19 protein-coding genes are annotated in these 16,672 nt (G+C 54.2%); 13 read left to right on the top strand and 6 right to left on the bottom strand.

All coding sequences use genetic code 11. From position 1 onward, the window contains the following. Positions 1 to 10: 10 nt before the first annotated feature. The 4 genes from mlaC to murA all read left to right on the top strand — a co-directional run bounded on the left by mlaC (position 11) and on the right by murA (position 2,630). Complete coding sequence (mlaC, locus tag SK47_RS19200; protein WP_003861845.1) at positions 11 to 646, top strand: phospholipid-binding protein MlaC; 636 nt, start codon at positions 11 to 13, stop codon at positions 644 to 646. After that, on the top strand, positions 646 to 939 hold the full coding sequence (gene mlaB, locus SK47_RS19195; RefSeq protein ID WP_003861843.1) for a lipid asymmetry maintenance protein MlaB: 294 nt from the start codon (positions 646 to 648) through the stop codon (positions 937 to 939). The genes mlaC and mlaB overlap by 1 nt, the downstream gene beginning before the upstream one ends. A gap of 126 nt (positions 940 to 1,065) precedes the next feature. Beyond that, positions 1,066 to 1,320: a BolA family iron metabolism protein IbaG gene (gene ibaG, locus SK47_RS19190; RefSeq protein WP_003861840.1), complete on the top strand. Its 255-nt coding sequence runs from the start codon at positions 1,066 to 1,068 to the stop codon at positions 1,318 to 1,320. Positions 1,321 to 1,370: 50 nt separating this feature from the next. Continuing rightward, positions 1,371 to 2,630 carry a UDP-N-acetylglucosamine 1-carboxyvinyltransferase gene (murA, locus tag SK47_RS19185; protein WP_006812128.1) on the top strand — a complete coding sequence of 420 codons (1,260 nt, stop codon included), beginning with the start codon at positions 1,371 to 1,373 and terminating at the stop codon, positions 2,628 to 2,630. A gap of 63 nt (positions 2,631 to 2,693) precedes the next feature. Here murA and sfsB read toward each other — a convergent pair whose 3' ends face one another. Both sfsB and ispB read right to left on the bottom strand, forming a co-directional pair. Next, positions 2,694 to 2,981: a DNA-binding transcriptional regulator SfsB gene (gene sfsB, locus SK47_RS19180; RefSeq protein ID WP_017382732.1), complete on the bottom strand. Its 288-nt coding sequence runs from the start codon at positions 2,979 to 2,981 to the stop codon at positions 2,694 to 2,696. Between the two features lie 228 nt (positions 2,982 to 3,209). Beyond that, positions 3,210 to 4,181 (bottom strand): octaprenyl diphosphate synthase, encoded by a 972-nt coding sequence (gene ispB / locus SK47_RS19175; protein ID WP_003861833.1) that lies wholly within the window; start codon positions 4,179 to 4,181, stop codon positions 3,210 to 3,212. A gap of 257 nt (positions 4,182 to 4,438) precedes the next feature. Here ispB and rplU point away from each other — a divergent pair, with 257 nt between their 5' ends. From rplU to cgtA, 4 genes are all read left to right on the top strand, one after another. Further along, the gene (gene rplU, locus SK47_RS19170) at positions 4,439 to 4,750 is read left to right on the top strand and encodes a 50S ribosomal protein L21 (RefSeq protein WP_003025032.1); all 312 of its coding nucleotides are present in this window, start codon (positions 4,439 to 4,441) and stop codon (positions 4,748 to 4,750) included. A 19-nt stretch (positions 4,751 to 4,769) separates the two neighbouring features. Then, the gene (gene rpmA, locus SK47_RS19165; RefSeq protein WP_003861831.1) at positions 4,770 to 5,027 is read left to right on the top strand and encodes a 50S ribosomal protein L27; all 258 of its coding nucleotides are present in this window, start codon (positions 4,770 to 4,772) and stop codon (positions 5,025 to 5,027) included. A gap of 95 nt (positions 5,028 to 5,122) precedes the next feature. Then, on the top strand, positions 5,123 to 6,088 hold the full coding sequence (locus SK47_RS19160; protein WP_003861826.1) for a DMT family transporter: 966 nt from the start codon (positions 5,123 to 5,125) through the stop codon (positions 6,086 to 6,088). A 15-nt stretch (positions 6,089 to 6,103) separates the two neighbouring features. Continuing rightward, complete coding sequence (gene cgtA, locus SK47_RS19155) at positions 6,104 to 7,279, top strand: Obg family GTPase CgtA (RefSeq protein WP_003861823.1); 1,176 nt, start codon at positions 6,104 to 6,106, stop codon at positions 7,277 to 7,279. A 33-nt stretch (positions 7,280 to 7,312) separates the two neighbouring features. Here the strand turns inward: cgtA and pmrB are convergent, their stop codons facing one another. The 3 genes from pmrB to dacB are packed head-to-tail and all read right to left on the bottom strand — an operon-like array spanning position 7,313 to position 10,451. Next, a complete protein-coding gene (pmrB, locus tag SK47_RS19150) occupies positions 7,313 to 8,356 on the bottom strand; it encodes a two-component system sensor histidine kinase PmrB (RefSeq protein WP_003861821.1) in 1,044 nt (347 codons plus the stop codon). Further along, on the bottom strand, positions 8,353 to 9,015 hold the full coding sequence (gene pmrA / locus SK47_RS19145) for a two-component system response regulator PmrA (RefSeq protein WP_003861819.1): 663 nt from the start codon (positions 9,013 to 9,015) through the stop codon (positions 8,353 to 8,355). Before pmrA ends, pmrB begins: the two co-directional genes overlap by 4 nt. 2 nt (positions 9,016 to 9,017) lie before the next feature. Then, on the bottom strand, positions 9,018 to 10,451 hold the full coding sequence (gene dacB / locus SK47_RS19140) for a serine-type D-Ala-D-Ala carboxypeptidase (RefSeq protein WP_003861817.1): 1,434 nt from the start codon (positions 10,449 to 10,451) through the stop codon (positions 9,018 to 9,020). 228 nt (positions 10,452 to 10,679) lie between these two features. On the opposite strand from dacB, the gene greA reads away from it, so the two are divergent. Beyond that, positions 10,680 to 11,156, top strand: a complete 477-nt coding sequence (gene greA / locus SK47_RS19135; protein WP_006812122.1) for a transcription elongation factor GreA — start codon at positions 10,680 to 10,682, stop codon at positions 11,154 to 11,156. A 151-nt stretch (positions 11,157 to 11,307) separates the two neighbouring features. On the opposite strand, the gene yhbY is transcribed toward greA, so the two are convergent. Continuing rightward, a complete protein-coding gene (yhbY, locus tag SK47_RS19130; protein WP_003861814.1) occupies positions 11,308 to 11,601 on the bottom strand; it encodes a ribosome assembly RNA-binding protein YhbY in 294 nt (97 codons plus the stop codon). A gap of 127 nt (positions 11,602 to 11,728) precedes the next feature. On the opposite strand from yhbY, the gene rlmE reads away from it, so the two are divergent. From rlmE to glmM, 4 genes are all read left to right on the top strand, one after another. Next, on the top strand, positions 11,729 to 12,355 hold the full coding sequence (rlmE, locus tag SK47_RS19125; RefSeq protein ID WP_003861812.1) for a 23S rRNA (uridine(2552)-2'-O)-methyltransferase RlmE: 627 nt from the start codon (positions 11,729 to 11,731) through the stop codon (positions 12,353 to 12,355). Between the two features lie 102 nt (positions 12,356 to 12,457). After that, positions 12,458 to 14,392 (top strand): ATP-dependent zinc metalloprotease FtsH, encoded by a 1,935-nt coding sequence (gene ftsH / locus SK47_RS19120; RefSeq protein ID WP_003861810.1) that lies wholly within the window; start codon positions 12,458 to 12,460, stop codon positions 14,390 to 14,392. A 98-nt stretch (positions 14,393 to 14,490) separates the two neighbouring features. Continuing rightward, positions 14,491 to 15,339, top strand: a complete 849-nt coding sequence (folP, locus tag SK47_RS19115; protein ID WP_003861807.1) for a dihydropteroate synthase — start codon at positions 14,491 to 14,493, stop codon at positions 15,337 to 15,339. Beyond that, positions 15,332 to 16,669 (top strand): phosphoglucosamine mutase, encoded by a 1,338-nt coding sequence (gene glmM / locus SK47_RS19110; RefSeq protein ID WP_003861804.1) that lies wholly within the window; start codon positions 15,332 to 15,334, stop codon positions 16,667 to 16,669. Before folP ends, glmM begins: the two co-directional genes overlap by 8 nt. Positions 16,670 to 16,672: the final 3 nt, after the last annotated feature.

The raw sequence follows: 16,672 nt of genomic DNA, 5'->3' as shown, positions 1-16,672 counted from the left end.
GAAGTTATTCATGTTTAAACGACTGTTAATGGTTGCCATGCTGGTCATTGCCCCTCTTACCGCGGCGCACGCTGCGGATCAGAGTAACCCGTACAAACTGATGAATGAGGCCGCGAAGAAAACCTTCGACCGTCTTAAAAACGAACAGCCAAAAATCCGTTCTAACCCTGATTATCTACGTGATGTGGTGGATCAGGAGCTGCTGCCGTATGTGCAGATCAAGTACGCGGGCGCACTGGTGCTGGGCCGTTACTACAAAGACGCGACCCCGGCGCAGCGCGAGGCTTACTTTGCGGCGTTCCGTGAATACCTGAAACAGGCTTACGGCCAGGCGCTGGCGATGTATCACGGGCAGACCTATCAGATTGCCCCTGAACAACCGCTGGGCGATGCCACTATCATTCCTATTCGCGTGACGATTATCGATCCAAACGGTCGTCCACCGGTTCGTCTGGACTTCCAGTGGCGTAAAAACAGTCAGACCGGAAACTGGCAGGCGTACGACATGATCGCTGAAGGCGTCAGCATGATCACCACTAAACAGAACGAGTGGAGCGATCTGCTGCGCACTAAAGGCATTGATGGCCTGACGGCTCAGCTTCAGTCCATCTCTCGTCAGAAAATTACCCTGGACGAGAAGAAGTAATGTCACAGCAGCTTAGCTGGGCGCGTGACGGCGAGACGTTGACGCTGACGGGAGAGCTGGATCAGGATCTGCTTAACCCGCTGTGGGACGCTCGCCATAACGCGATGCAGGGCGTGACGCTGATTGATCTCCATGGCGTCACGCGGGTAGATACCGCCGGTATCGCCCTGCTGGCGCACCTGGTGGCCACGGGCAAAAAGCAGGGGAGTAGCGTCACCCTGACGGGGGTAAGCGATAACGTGATTACCCTTGCACAGCTTTACAATTTGCCCGAAGACGTATTACCTCGCTAATTTTTTCAGTACGTTACTTCTGAAAGCCCCGACAGTTTACGCGTCGGGGCTTTTTGCTTGTTTAAGACCGCGCCACTTTGCTCTAAGATGTTGAGCTTGTTTTCACTATCAGATGATGTAGACCCCATGGAAAATAATGAAATCCAGACTGTGCTGATGAATGCACTCTCCCTTCAGGAAGCCCACGTCTCTGGCGATGGCAGTCACTTCCAGGTTATTGCTGTGGGTGAGATGTTCGACGGAATGAGTCGCGTGAAGAAACAGCAGGCTGTGTACGCGCCGCTGATGGAATACATTGCGGATAACCGCATCCACGCCCTGTCGATTAAAGCGTTCACCCCACAGGAGTGGGCACGCGATCGCAAACTAAACGGTTTTTGAGCTGAGGGCGAAACGCCCGCAGCACGGTTGAATTTATAAGAGAGCAAACGATGGATAAATTTCGTGTACAGGGACCTACGCGTCTCCAGGGCGAAGTCACAATTTCTGGCGCTAAAAACGCCGCGCTGCCCATTCTTTTCGCTGCGCTGCTCGCAGAAGAGCCGGTAGAGATCCAGAACGTACCGAAGCTGAAAGATATCGACACGACCATGAAGTTGCTCGGCCAGTTGGGCACCAAAGTGGAGCGTAACGGTTCCGTCTGGATCGATGCCAGCAACGTGAACAACTTCTCAGCGCCGTATGAGCTGGTGAAAACCATGCGTGCGTCCATCTGGGCGCTTGGTCCGCTGGTGGCGCGCTTCGGTCAGGGACAGGTTTCACTGCCGGGCGGATGCGCTATCGGCGCGCGTCCCGTTGACCTGCATATCTTCGGGCTGGAAAAACTCGGCGCGGAGATCAAGCTGGAAGAGGGTTACGTTAAAGCATCCGTCAATGGTCGTCTGAAAGGCGCGCACATTGTCATGGACAAAGTGAGCGTGGGCGCAACGGTCACCATCATGTCGGCTGCTACGCTGGCAGAAGGCACTACCATCATCGAAAACGCCGCCCGTGAGCCGGAGATCGTGGATACCGCGAACTTCCTGGTCGCGCTGGGAGCGAAGATCAGCGGGCAGGGCACAGACCGTATCACCATCGAAGGCGTTGAACGTCTGGGTGGCGGTGTGTATCGCGTACTGCCAGACCGTATCGAAACCGGCACTTTCCTGGTGGCCGCGGCCATTTCTGGCGGTAAGATTGTCTGCCGTAACGCCCAGCCGGATACCCTGGATGCGGTGCTGGCGAAGCTGCGCGATGCGGGTGCGGACATTGAAATCGGTGAAGACTGGATCAGCCTGGATATGCACGGGCAGCGTCCTAAAGCCGTTAACGTGCGTACTGCGCCACATCCGGCATTCCCGACGGATATGCAGGCACAGTTCACGCTGTTGAACCTGGTGGCCGAAGGCACGGGCTTCATCACGGAAACCATCTTCGAAAACCGTTTCATGCACGTACCGGAACTGATCCGTATGGGTGCGCATGCTGAGATTGAAAGCAACACGGTAATTTGCCACGGCGTTGAAAAACTGTCCGGTGCGCAGGTGATGGCGACCGATCTGCGCGCATCTGCGAGCCTCGTACTGGCAGGTTGTATTGCGGAAGGGACTACCGTTGTCGATCGTATCTACCACATCGATCGTGGTTACGAGCGTATTGAGGATAAACTGCGCGCGCTGGGTGCAAATATCGAGCGTGTGAAGGGCGAGTAATCATTCCGGCACCCCCCTGCCAGAACAGGCCGGGGGATTGCTGTTCTTGTCAATTCTGGTGCATCAGTCCTGATGCGCTTTCTTCGTTTTGCTCTGGCGCATCATGCGCGTTCTGTCGATAAATTCATGGGTGATGGGATCGTGGTAGCGTGACGGCCATATCACCCACGGATGCGTATCCAGCGCCGTCGCGATAATCAGTTCCCCCTTCGGCCATGGGCGGGTCAGGGCGTTTGCCAGCGTCGACGAGCTCAGCCCATGACGACGTGATTCGGCAGCCAGCGAAGTTCCTTTTTTACGCAGTGCCGCAATAATGTCAGCAGAATGCCAGTCGATGAATTTTGTATCCATAATGCTGTCCTTGTGTTCGTTATCGTCCACGTCGTTTCGTGTGAAAAGACAGCATTACTATACTCACTTCGAACATCTGTTCTAAAAAGTTCATGTTACGAGAAGCAATATTCAGAATAAGGCACGGCTTTATACATACGGCCTGTAACCCGATGGGCTTACGCGTAAATGTAATTTACTGGAGCGTACTGGAGTCTCCCTGCGTAGGGGCAGGGAGATGATGAGGGATTAACGGTCGCGCTGGACGGCGATGTGCGCGAGGCCGATTAGCGCATCACGCCATGGGCTGTCGGGAATGACCTGAATAGCGGCGATGGCTTTGTCCGCTTCTTCTTCAGCGCGCTGACGCGTCCATTCCAGGGAGCCGCAGATTGCCATTGTTTCCAGTACCGGTTCCAGAAGATGGCGTCCATTTCCCTGCTCGATAGCCTCCCGGATCATTTTCGCCTGCTCTGGTGTACCATTGCGCATCGCGTGGAGCAGCGGCAGCGTTGGCTTGCCTTCGTTCAGGTCATCGCCGACGTTTTTACCGAGCGTTTCGCCATCCGCGCTGTAGTCCAGCAAATCATCAATCAACTGGAACGCGGTGCCGAGGTAACGGCCATAGTCCTGAAGGCCTTTTTCCTCCGCTTCGCTACAGCCAGCCAGAATGCCAGAGCACTGCGCGGCGGCTTCGAACAGACGTGCGGTCTTGCTGTAAATCACCCGCATATAGTTTTCTTCGGTGATGTCCGGGTCGTTGACGTTCATCAGCTGTAGGACTTCACCTTCAGCGATAACGTTCACGGCTTCTGACATCACTTCCAGCACCTTCAGCGAGCCAAGGCTGGTCATCATCTGGAAGGCTCGGGTATAGATAAAATCGCCTACCAGAACACTTGCCGCATTACCAAACGCGGCGTTGGCGGTGGCTTTGCCACGACGCATGTCTGATTCATCCACAACATCGTCGTGAAGCAGGGTGGCGGTGTGGATAAATTCGATCAGCGCCGCGATCGTGACATGGGCATTTCCCTGATAGCCAACCGCGCGTGCGGCCAGAATGGCAATCATCGGACGAATACGTTTACCGCCGCCGCTGACGATGTAATAGCCCAACTGATTGATCAGCTGAACGTCAGAGTTGAGTTGCTCCAGGATTGCTGCATTCACACCCGCCATATCTTGCGCGGTTAACTCATTGATTTTTTCTAAATTCATCGCAAAAGCCGGGCTTTTTATCCTGTTTATCCCACACGAGATGGGTACACAAAGGGTTTCGGTTTATAAATAGTATTGCTGATTGTACTGAAAAAACGGCTCAGATAAACGTTACCGTACGTGTTGTGTTTTTTTTCTTCATGTATTGATGGTAGCACTTGTCAAAGGCTCGCATTTTGCGTAATATTCGCGCCCTATTGTGAATATTTATAGCGCACTCTGAATCATACGAGGATGTGCGCGGAAGCGGAGTTTATATGTACGCGGTTTTCCAAAGTGGTGGTAAACAACACCGAGTAAGCGAAGGTCAGACCGTTCGCCTGGAAAAGCTGGACATCGCAACTGGCGAATCTGTTGAGTTCGCTGAAGTTCTGATGATCGCAAACGGTGAAGAAGTCAAAATCGGCGTTCCTTTCGTTGATGGCGGCGTTATCAAAGCTGAAGTTGTTGCTCACGGTCGTGGCGAGAAAGTTAAAATCGTTAAGTTTCGTCGTCGTAAACACTATCGTAAGCAGCAGGGCCACCGTCAGTGGTTCACTGATGTGAAAATTACTGGCATCAGCGCCTAAGACCTGAGGAGAGATTTAAATGGCACATAAAAAGGCTGGCGGCTCCACACGTAACGGTCGCGATTCAGAAGCTAAACGCCTGGGCGTTAAGCGTTTCGGTGGCGAATCCGTTCTGGCGGGTAGCATCATCGTTCGTCAGCGTGGCACCAAGTTCCACGCGGGTACCAACGTAGGTTGCGGTCGTGACCACACTCTGTTTGCTAAAGCAGACGGTAAAGTGAAATTTGAAGTTAAAGGCCCGAACAACCGTAAATACATCAGCATCGTTGCTGAGTAAGGTTTTCTCGGTCCGGTAACGGATTAAAGCCCCGCAACGTGTTGCGGGGCTTTTTACATTGGAAACCCGGAAAATTTTCTGTAGGGAAAACGGGCATGAAGCAGCAGGCCGGCATTGGTATTCTTTTGGCGCTCACTACCGCAATGTGCTGGGGTGCGCTGCCAATTGCAATGAAGCAGGTACTGGAAGTCATGGAGCCACCGACGGTGGTGTTTTATCGCTTCCTGATGGCAAGCATAGGCCTGGGCGCCATTCTGGCCGTCAAAGGTAAGCTGCCACCGCTGCGCATCTTTCGAAAACCGCGTTGGCTGGTGTTACTGGCTATCGCGACGGGCGGTCTGTTCGGTAACTTCATTCTGTTCAGCTCTTCCCTGCAATATCTTAGCCCTACAGCGTCGCAGGTGATTGGTCAGCTTTCACCGGTCGGCATGATGGTCGCCAGCGTATTCATCCTCAAGGAGAAGATGCGCGGCACGCAGATCATCGGGGCAAGTATGCTGCTTTGCGGGCTGGTGATGTTCTTTAACACCAGCCTGATTGAGATTTTTACCCGCCTGACGGATTACACCTGGGGTGTCATTTTTGGGGTGGGCGCAGCAACGGTCTGGGTGAGTTATGGCGTCGCGCAAAAGGTGTTATTGCGCCGTCTTGCCTCACAGCAGATCCTCTTTTTGCTGTACACTTTGTGTACACTGGCATTATTGCCTTTAGCGAAGCCGGGTGTAATTACCCAGCTCAGCGACTGGCAACTGGCGTGCCTCATTTTTTGTGGGCTGAATACGCTGGTCGGTTATGGCGCGCTGGCTGAAGCCATGGCGCGCTGGCAGGCAGCACAGGTGAGCGCCTTAATCACGCTTACCCCGCTGTTTACGCTGTTATTTTCAGATTTATTATCAATGGCCTGGCCCGATGTCTTCGTCAAGCCGATGCTCAACCTGTTGGGTTATCTCGGTGCGTTTGTCGTGGTTGCGGGCGCGATGTATTCCGCCATTGGTCATCGTCTCTGGGGGCGTTGGCGCAAAAATGAAGCGGTTGTAATAGTCCCCCGCTCAGGCGAATGAGTTACGGAGAGTAAAATGAAGTTTGTTGATGAAGCGACGATTCTGGTCGTGGCAGGTGATGGCGGTAACGGTTGTGTAAGCTTCCGCCGTGAAAAATATATTCCTCGTGGCGGTCCTGATGGCGGTGACGGTGGGGACGGTGGCGACGTGTGGCTGGAGGCGGATGAAAACCTCAACACGCTGATCGACTACCGTTTCGAAAAATCTTTCCGCGCCGAGCGTGGCCAGAACGGCCAGAGCCGCGACTGTACCGGTAAACGCGGTAAAGACGTGACGATCAAAGTGCCGGTGGGTACGCGTGTCATCGATCAGGGTACGGGCGAAACCATGGGTGATATGACCAAACACGGTCAGCGCCTGATGGTGGCCAAAGGCGGCTGGCACGGTCTGGGTAACAGCCGTTTCAAATCTTCCGTTAACCGTACCCCGCGTCAGAAAACCATGGGTACCCCAGGTGATAAGCGCGACCTGCAACTGGAACTGATGCTGCTGGCGGATGTGGGGATGCTGGGCATGCCAAACGCCGGTAAATCGACGTTTATCCGTGCGGTCTCTGCGGCGAAACCAAAAGTGGCAGATTATCCGTTTACGACGCTGGTACCGAGCCTGGGCGTTGTCCGTATGGATAACGAGAAGAGCTTCGTGGTCGCTGACATCCCGGGTCTGATTGAAGGGGCTGCAGAAGGCGCCGGTCTGGGTATTCGCTTCCTGAAGCACCTTGAGCGTTGCCGCGTACTGTTGCACCTCATCGACATCGATCCAATCGACGGTTCCGATCCGGTTGAAAACGCTCGTATCATTATCGGCGAGCTGGAGAAATACAGTGAAAAACTGGCGCAAAAACCGCGCTGGCTGGTATTCAACAAGATCGACCTGATGGACAAAGCGGAAGCTGAAGCGAAAGCTAAAGCGATTGCCGAAGCGATGGGTTGGGAAGATAAGTACTATCTGATCTCTGCCGCCAGCCAGGTTGGCGTGAAAGATCTCTGCTGGGATGTGATGACCTTTATCATCGAGAATCCGGTTGTTCAGGCAGAAGAGGCGAAACAGCCTGAAAAAGTCGAATTCATGTGGGATGACTACCACCGCCAGCAGCTCGAAGAGCTGGAAGCGGAAGAAGATGATGAAGACTGGGACGATGACTGGGATGAAGACGACGAAGAAGGCGTCGAGTTCATCTACAAGCACTAACCCCTGTATAAAGCCCCTTAACGGGGCTTTTTTTTATCCTATTTTCGTCGGTAACCAACAGCTGGCGATGAGGCCGCCCTCAGCGCCGTTCTCCAGCGTTAAATGACCATGATGGAGCTGTACGATACGCTGTACGATGCTCAGCCCAAGGCCGCTGCCGCCGTAGCGCTGGTCGAGACGTCGGAAAGGTTCGGTGATCGACTGGCGGTGCGCCTCATCAATACCCGGCCCCTGATCGGTAACGCTCACCCGGGTACCCCCCTCCGTCGCTGTTAATGCCACTTCAATGGTTGTGCCTGCCGGGCTGTAACGGGCGGCATTCTCCAGAAGGTTCCTTAGCATCAGACGTAACAGGACGGCGTCCCCCTGTACCGTCAGCGTGCTGTGGGCCGGCCATAATACCGTATGCTCTTTGGCTTCATGCTCCAGGCTAAGCGGAGCAATGATCGACTCAGTCCAGTTCACGGTATCGTAATGGCCGCTGGCCATCGCCTGTCCGGCACGCGCCAGCATCAGCAGCTGTTCCACCGTGTGCATCAGCTGATCGATCCGGTTTATCAGTGGCGTGGCCTGCGGGGAACCGGACTGAGCCATCAGTTCCAGATGGAGCCTAATCCCCGCCAGCGGCGTACGTAACTCGTGTGCCGCATCGGCGGTAAACAGGCGTTCCTGTTGAATAGTGTGGTCCAGCCGGGCGAGGAGTTGGTTGAGGGACGTGGTTACTGCGCCTATCTCTTCCATATCAGAATACATCGGCAGGGGAGTCAGATTATCCGCCGAACGGTTCGCAAGGCTGGCGCGAAGTTTGTTGAGTGGTCGGGTGATCCATGTGACTGCCCAGAATGAGAAGAGCAGGGTAAAACCGACCATCACCAGTGAAGGGACCAGCAGGGAGGCAATGGCTTCGCGGATCTCTTTTTCGACATGGTTGTTGCGTGCTTTAGCGGACAACGTTTCATTCACCAGAAAACCGATCTGCTCGCGGCTCTCATGCCACAGCCAGACTACGCTAATGAGTTGAAAAAATAGCAGAATAACCGCCAGCAACACCATTAATCGCCGGCGCATACTGTTCATTTCTGGCTCTCCAGACGGTAACCCACGCCGCGTACGGTTTTGATGCGATCTTTACCGAGCTTGCGGCGCAGATTATGAATGTGAACTTCAAGCGTGTTTGATCCTGGATCGTCCTGCCAGGAGTAGATGTCCTGTTGCAGCGTTTCACGGTGCACGGTCTGCCCGCTGCGCATGATCAGGCGCGTCAGCAGAGCGAACTCTTTTGGGGTCACTTCCACAGGCTGAGACTGGCGCAGCACCTGCTGAGTTTGCAGATTGAGGGTAATATCCCCGTCCGTCAGCAGGTTGTCGCTGTGGCCCTGATAGCGGCGGATCAACGCCCGTACGCGAGCCTGTAGCTCGGCAAGGGCGAAGGGTTTTACCAGATAATCGTCAGCGCCAGAATCAAGCCCGTTAATTCTGTCTTCAATGGCATCGCGGGCGGTGAGAATCAATACGGGATTCTCCACTCCGCGACGACGCCACTGGCAGAGCAGCGTCGCGCCGTCTTTATCCGGCAGTCCCAAATCCAGGATCACCAGGCTGTATTCACCGCTCTGGATCAGGGCATCTGCTTCAGCGGCCGTGGCGGCACAATCCAGGGCGTAGCCCTCATTGCCCAGCGCCAGCGCTAACCCTTCCTGCAATAACAGATCGTCTTCAACTATCAGTAGTTTCATCGCTAGTTATTCTGGTAGATGTCCTTATAGAGCCTGCTTTCGAAACGTACCAGTGGAATACGGCGATTGCGCTGGTCAGCCGGTTCGACGGCATAGCCGGAAAGATACTGCACAAATGCCATGCGTTGTCCGCTGGCGGTCGTGATGAAACCGGCAAGGTTGTAAACGCCTTGCAGGGAACCCGTTTTGGCTGAAACTTTGCCATCCACGCCCGCAGCGTGAAGGCCCGCGCGGTACTGAAGAGAGCCGTCGTGTCCGGCAAGCGGCAGCATCGTAATAAAGTTTAGCTCAGCGTCATGCTGAGCAATGTACTGCAACACCTGCATCATGGTGGCCGGCGAGATCAGGTTATGACGCGATAAACCGGAACCATCAACGGCGATCGTATTGCCCAGATCGATACCCGCCTGCTGGCGCAGGATCTGACGTACGGCATCAGAACCGGCCCGCCAGGTGCCCGGCACACCAAAGCGCGCGTGCCCGATCATGCGGAATACCGTGTCGGCAATCATGTTATCCGACTTTTTCAGCATAATCTTAAGCAAATCATGCAGTGGCGCGGACTGTTTGCTGGCAATCACCGTGCCTGGCTCATTCACCTGCGTCTGGCGCAGCAGCGTTCCGGTGTAGGTTATGCCCGCCTGCTTCAGTTCATCTTTGAAAATGGCACCGGCATAACCTGCGCCATCCTGAATGGCAAAGGCCAGCGGGAGTGGATCGGCCCGCTGGGTCAGGCAGCCGGTGAGCGTATAGCGGTTGAGATCGCCCGGTACCACGTCCAGCTCGCAATACTGTGCCTCCGGGGAGCCTTTCGCCAGCGTCCGCACCTGGCTGAACATCGTGACCGGGTAGTAAGACGCCACGCGAATAAACGCTAAGTCATTTGGTTTTGGCGCGCTGTAAAGCGATACGGAGAAGCAGTTACGGTCAACGATGGCGGCGGCTGGCGGGGCGCTAAAGCACTGCGTCATGTCGTTCCATGGCCAGCCAGGCGCTTTATCGTGGCTGGCGAAAATGGAGGTGTCGATCAGCACGTTGCCATCTATTTTTGTTACGCCGGATTTTTTTAGTACCGCCACCATGTTGCGGACATCCTGGCGCTTAAAGGTGGGATCGCCACCAAAACGGGCGATAAGATCGCCTTTCAGTTCGCCACCCTCAACGTTACCTCTGGTTTCAAGGGTGGTAGTAAAACGGAAGTCAGGCCCGAGCTGGAGCAGGGCGGCGAGGGCGGTGATCACTTTCTGGGTACTGGCAGGCAGCGCCATCTGTTGACTGTGATAGTCAATCTCGGGAGCCTGCGCGCCAACCTTCTGCACCATCAGGGCAAGGTTCGCGCCGGCGGGCAGTTGATTAATGTACTCATCAACATTCGCGGCCTGAACGGTGAACGTTATACTGGTAGTCAATCCGATGATAAAACTGGAAAATCGCATAATCTCGCGCTAACAACCCGAAAACAAACCGTCATACTACGGTGCATGGCACTGTAAAGTAAACGATGACCCATAGTGAACTTCGCGGTAAAATGCGTATCAAATTGAAAAATTGCTGCTGACCTGGGGCGTTGCTCCCGGGTCGGTTTTCTTTTTGCTTCTGGCCTGTTCAGGTGGGCTGGAGCAGGGAACACTGCTCCCAACAGGAATGTTTAAGAGGTATAACAAATGCAAGCTATTCCGATGACCTTACGTGGTGCCGAAAAACTGCGCGAAGAGCTGGATTTTCTGAAATCCGTGCGTCGCCCTGAAATCATCGCCGCTATCGCGGAAGCGCGTGAGCATGGCGACCTGAAAGAGAATGCTGAATACCACGCGGCGCGTGAGCAGCAGGGTTTTTGTGAGGGGCGCATTAAAGATATCGAGGCGAAACTGTCTAACGCGCAGGTTATTGATATCACCAAAATGCCAAATAATGGCCGTGTTATCTTCGGTTCTACCGTCAGCGTCCTGAATCTGGACAACGACGAAGAGCAGACCTATCGCATCGTGGGTGATGATGAAGCGGACTTCAAACAGAACCTGATTTCGGTGAACTCGCCAATTGCTCGTGGCCTGATTGGCAAAGAGCAGGACGATGTGGTCACCATCCGCACCCCTGGTGGTGAAGTGGAATACGAAATTATTAAGGTTGAATATCTGTAATTCGCTTCTCTACTAAGATGTTGATACATTGTAAAGAAAAGAAAAAGGCCGCATAGCGGCCTTTTATCAACTCACGGAGCATGGCATTTTGCTCGCCTGCTGAAAGAAATCCCTCGTTTCACACAGAAAATGTGTTCGATTCAGGATATCCTTAACGTGGCAGCGAGATTTTGCGCTCTTTAGATGGGCGATAGAGCACCAGCGTTTTACCGATGACCTGTACATTACAGGCGCCGGTTTCGCGCACGATGGCTTCCACGATCAGGTTTTTAGTGTCTCTGTCTTCAGAGGCGATTTTCACCTTGATCAGCTCGTGGTGTTCCAGCGCTTGTTCAATCTCGGCAAGCACCCCTTCGGTCAAACCATTGTTGCCAAGCATCACTACAGGCTTGAGCGGATGTGCCAGACCTTTAAGGTGCTGTTTTTGTTTAGTACTCAGATTCATCGTATATTTTTGCTTACGTTGGGATTGAAAACGGTTCATTCTACCGCCATCTCCCTAATATCGCCAAATAGCTGCGTAGAAATTTACGTCACAGGCAAGCAACGATGAACCAGGACGGAAATGTTAAATGACAGGTAAAAAGCGTTCTGCCAGCTCCAGCCGCTGGCTTCAGGAACACTTTAGCGATAAATATGTTCAACAGGCGCAGAAAAAGGGGTTGCGTTCCCGCGCCTGGTTTAAACTTGATGAAATACAGCAAAGTGACAAACTTTTTAAACCGGGAATGACGGTGGTCGACCTCGGTGCGGCACCTGGCGGATGGTCCCAGTATGCGGTTACGCAGATCGGCGGAACGGGCCGAATCATCGCATGCGATCTTTTACCAATGGATCCCATCGTCGGTGTCGACTTCCTTCAGGGCGACTTTCGTGATGAATTAGTGCTGAAAGCATTACTTGATCGTGTAGGTGACAGTAAGGTCCAGGTTGTCATGTCGGATATGGCGCCAAATATGTGTGGAACACCGGCGGTGGATATCCCCCGCGCCATGTATCTGGTGGAACTAGCGTTAGAAATGTGTCGTGATGTACTAGCGCCTGGTGGTAGTTTTGTTGTGAAGGTGTTTCAGGGCGAAGGTTTCGAGGAGTATCTTAAGGAAATTCGCTCCCTGTTTGCGAAGGTCAAAGTTCGTAAGCCGGACTCTTCCCGGGCCCGTTCCCGTGAAGTGTATATTGTAGCGACCGGGCGAAAATGATAACCGGTAGATTTCAGGCGAAAGTTTGAATGAAACTGGATATAGAGTATCCTGACGCTGTTTTTAACACAGTTGTAATATGAGGTTAATCCCTTGAGTGACATGGCGAAAAACCTAATACTCTGGCTGGTCATTGCCGTTGTGCTGATGTCAGTATTCCAGAGCTTTGGGCCCAGCGAGTCGAATGGCCGCAAGGTGGATTATTCTACCTTCCTGCAAGAGGTCAATCAGGACCAGGTTCGCGAAGCGCGTATCAACGGACGTGAGATCAACGTTACCAAGAAAGATAGTAACCGTTACACGACTTACATCCCGGTGAACGATCCTAAGCTGCTTGATAACCTTCTGACCAAAAACGTCAAAGTGGTAGGCGAGCCGCCGGAAGAACCAAGCCTGCTGGCTTCTATCTTCATTTCCTGGTTCCCGATGCTGCTTCTTATCGGCGTCTGGATCTTCTTTATGCGCCAGATGCAGGGCGGTGGTGGCAAAGGTGCCATGTCGTTCGGTAAGAGCAAGGCGCGTATGCTGACGGAAGACCAGATCAAGACCACGTTTGCTGACGTAGCAGGTTGTGACGAAGCAAAAGAAGAGGTGGGTGAACTGGTTGAATACCTACGCGAGCCGAGCCGTTTCCAGAAACTGGGCGGTAAGATCCCGAAAGGCGTCCTGATGGTCGGCCCTCCGGGTACCGGTAAAACCCTGCTGGCAAAAGCCATCGCGGGTGAAGCGAAGGTGCCGTTCTTTACTATTTCAGGTTCTGACTTCGTTGAAATGTTCGTGGGTGTCGGTGCATCTCGTGTGCGTGACATGTTCGAGCAGGCTAAGAAGGCAGCACCGTGCATCATCTTCATCGATGAAATCGACGCCGTAGGCCGCCAGCGTGGCGCAGGCCTGGGTGGTGGTCACGATGAACGTGAGCAGACGCTGAACCAGATGCTGGTTGAGATGGACGGCTTCGAAGGTAACGAAGGTATCATCGTTATCGCGGCAACTAACCGTCCGGACGTACTTGACCCTGCGCTGCTGCGTCCAGGCCGTTTCGACCGCCAGGTTGTGGTTGGTCTGCCGGATGTTCGCGGTCGTGAACAGATTCTGAAAGTGCATATGCGTCGCGTACCGCTGGCGCCAGATATCGACGCGGCAATCATCGCGCGTGGTACTCCAGGCTTCTCCGGTGCGGATCTGGCTAACCTGGTCAACGAAGCAGCCCTGTTTGCCGCTCGCGGTAACAAGCGCGTGGTGTCCATGGTGGAATTTGAGAAAGCGAAAGACAAAATCATGATGGGTGCGGAACGTCGCTCCATGGTGATGACGGAAGCGCAGAAAGAGTCCACGGCATATCACGAAGCGGGCCACGCGATTATCGGTCGTCTGGTGCCGGAACACGATCCGGTACACAAGGTGACGATCATTCCACGCGGTCGTGCGCTGGGTGTGACCTTCTTCCTGCCTGAAGGCGACGCGATCAGCGCCAGCCGTCAGAAGCTGGAAAGCCAGATTTCAACCCTGTACGGCGGTCGTCTGGCTGAAGAGATTATCTACGGTGCGGAACATGTTTCCACCGGTGCGTCGAACGATATTAAAGTGGCGACAAACCTGGCGCGTAACATGGTGACTCAGTGGGGCTTCTCCGACAAACTCGGTCCGCTGCTGTATGCAGAGGAAGAGGGCGAGGTGTTCCTGGGCCGCTCCGTGGCAAAAGCGAAACATATGTCCGATGAAACGGCACGTATCATCGACCAGGAAGTGAAAGCGCTGATTGAACGTAACTACGCTCGCGCCCGTCAGATCCTGAACGACAATATGGACATCCTGCATTCGATGAAAGATGCGCTCATGAAATATGAGACCATCGATGCACCACAGATTGACGACCTGATGGCGCGCCGCGAAGTGCGTCCGCCGGCAGGCTGGGAAGACCCAGGCGCGTCTAACAATTCTGACAACAATGGCACCCCGCGTGCGCCGCGTCCGGTCGATGAACCGCGTACGCCAAACCCGGGCAACACCATGTCAGAGCAGTTAGGCGACAAGTAAGTCACTGCTGTTGAAGCGTTTGTCTGTATCTCAAACCCTGGAGCTTGCTCCGGGGTTTTTCTTATCTGTTTAACCACATTAATCCCAGGGACTTCACCATGAAACTATTCGCCCAGGACTCGCATCTCGACCTTTCACATCCCCATGTGATGGGGATCCTGAATGTCACGCCTGATTCCTTCTCTGACGGCGGCACGCATAATTCGCTTATCGACGCGGTTAAACACGCGAATTTAATGATTAACGCGGGTGCCACCATCATTGACGTTGGAGGGGAGTCAACGCGGCCTGGCGCGGCGGAGGTTTCGGTGGAAGAAGAGCTGGCGCGCGTGGTGCCGGTGGTGGAGGCTATCGCACGGCGCTTTGAAGTGTGGATCTCTGTTGATACCTCCAAACCCGAAGTGATCCGTGAAGTGGCGAGAGTGGGCGCTCACATTATCAATGATATCCGCTCGCTGACCGAGCCGGGCGCGATTGAAGCCGCCGCAGAAACCGGGCTACCGGTGTGTCTGATGCATATGCAGGGCCAGCCTAAGACAATGCAGGAGGCGCCAAAATATGAAGACGTGTTTGCCGACGTCACCCGCTTCTTTATTGAGCATATCGAACGCTGTGAACGTGCGGGTATCGCAAAAGAGAAATTGCTGCTCGACCCGGGCTTCGGTTTCGGTAAAAATCTCTCACACAATTACGCGTTGCTTGCGCGCTTATCAGAGTTTCATCAGTTCGGCCTGCCACTGCTGGTGGGAATGTCGAGAAAATCGATGATTGGTCAGTTGTTGAATGTCGGGCCGAGCGAACGTCTGAGCGGCAGTCTGGCCTGCGCGGTGATTGCCGCGATGCAAGGTGCACACATCATTCGCGTCCATGACGTAAAAGAAACAGTAGAAGCCATGCGTGTGGTGGAAGCCACACTGGCAGCGAAGGAAAACAAACGCTATGAGTAATCGTAAATATTTTGGTACCGATGGCATCCGTGGGCGCGTAGGCGATGCGCCAATTACCCCTGACTTTGTCCTGAAGCTGGGCTGGGCAGCGGGGAAAGTGCTGGCGCGTCATGGCTCCCGTAAGATCATTATTGGTAAAGATACCCGTATTTCGGGTTATATGCTGGAATCCGCGCTGGAAGCCGGGCTGGCGGCGGCGGGGCTTTCAGCTTCCTTTACGGGGCCAATGCCAACTCCTGCTGTTGCCTATCTGACCCGCACCTTCCGTGCGGAAGCGGGCATCGTTATTTCCGCTTCCCATAACCCGTTCTATGACAACGGTATCAAATTCTTCTCCATCGACGGCACCAAACTGCCGGATGACGTGGAAGAGGCGATTGAAGCGGAAATGGAAAAAGAGATCACCTGTGTTGACTCCGCTGAGCTGGGTAAAGCAAACCGTATTGTCGATGCCGCAGGCCGCTACATTGAATTCTGCAAAGGCACTTTCCCGAATGAACTGAGCCTGGCACACCTCAAAATTGTGGTGGACTGTGCAAACGGTGCGACTTACCACATTGCGCCGAATGTGTTCCGCGAGCTGGGTGCGAAAGTGATCACTATCGGCTGCGAGCCGGACGGTCTGAACATCAACGAAGAAGTTGGCGCGACAGACGTGCGTGCCTTGCAAGCGCGTGTCCTGGCTGAAAAGGCCGATCTGGGTATTGCCCTGGATGGCGATGGTGACCGTGTGATCATGGTTGATCACGAAGGTAACAAGGTCGATGGCGATCAGATCCTCTACATCATTGCGCGTGAAGGCCTGCGTCAGGGGCAACTGCGCGGTGGCGCGGTGGGCACTTTGATGAGCAATATGGGTCTGGAGCTGGCGCTGAAACAGCTGGGCATCCCGTTTGTTCGTGCGAAAGTGGGTGACCGCTACGTGCTGGAAAAACTCCAGGAGAAAGGCTGGCGTATTGGCGCGGAAAACTCCGGCCATGTGATCCTGCTCGATAAAACCACCACCGGTGACGGCATTGTGGCGGCGCTTCAGGTTGTTGCCGCGATGGCGCGTAACCATATGAGCCTGCACGATCTGTGCAGCGGCATGAAAATGTTCCCGCAGATCCTGGTCAACGTGCGTTTCACCGCGGGTAAAGGTGACCCGCTGGAAAATGATAACGTGAAAGCGGTGATGGCAGAGGTGGAAGCGACGCTTGGCAGCCGTGGGCGCGTCCTGCTGCGTAAGTCGGGTACCGAGCCGCTGATCCGCGTGATGGTGGAAGGCGAAGACGAAGCGCAGGTGACTGAATTTGCGCACCGCATTGCGGATGCAGTCAAAGCTGCATAATCT

Origin of the sequence: Enterobacter sp. BWH52, from assembly GCF_001037565.1 — a bacterium.
Lineage (GTDB): Bacteria > Pseudomonadota > Gammaproteobacteria > Enterobacterales > Enterobacteriaceae > Enterobacter > Enterobacter hormaechei_C.
This window is presented reverse-complemented; position numbering and strand designations above follow the sequence as displayed.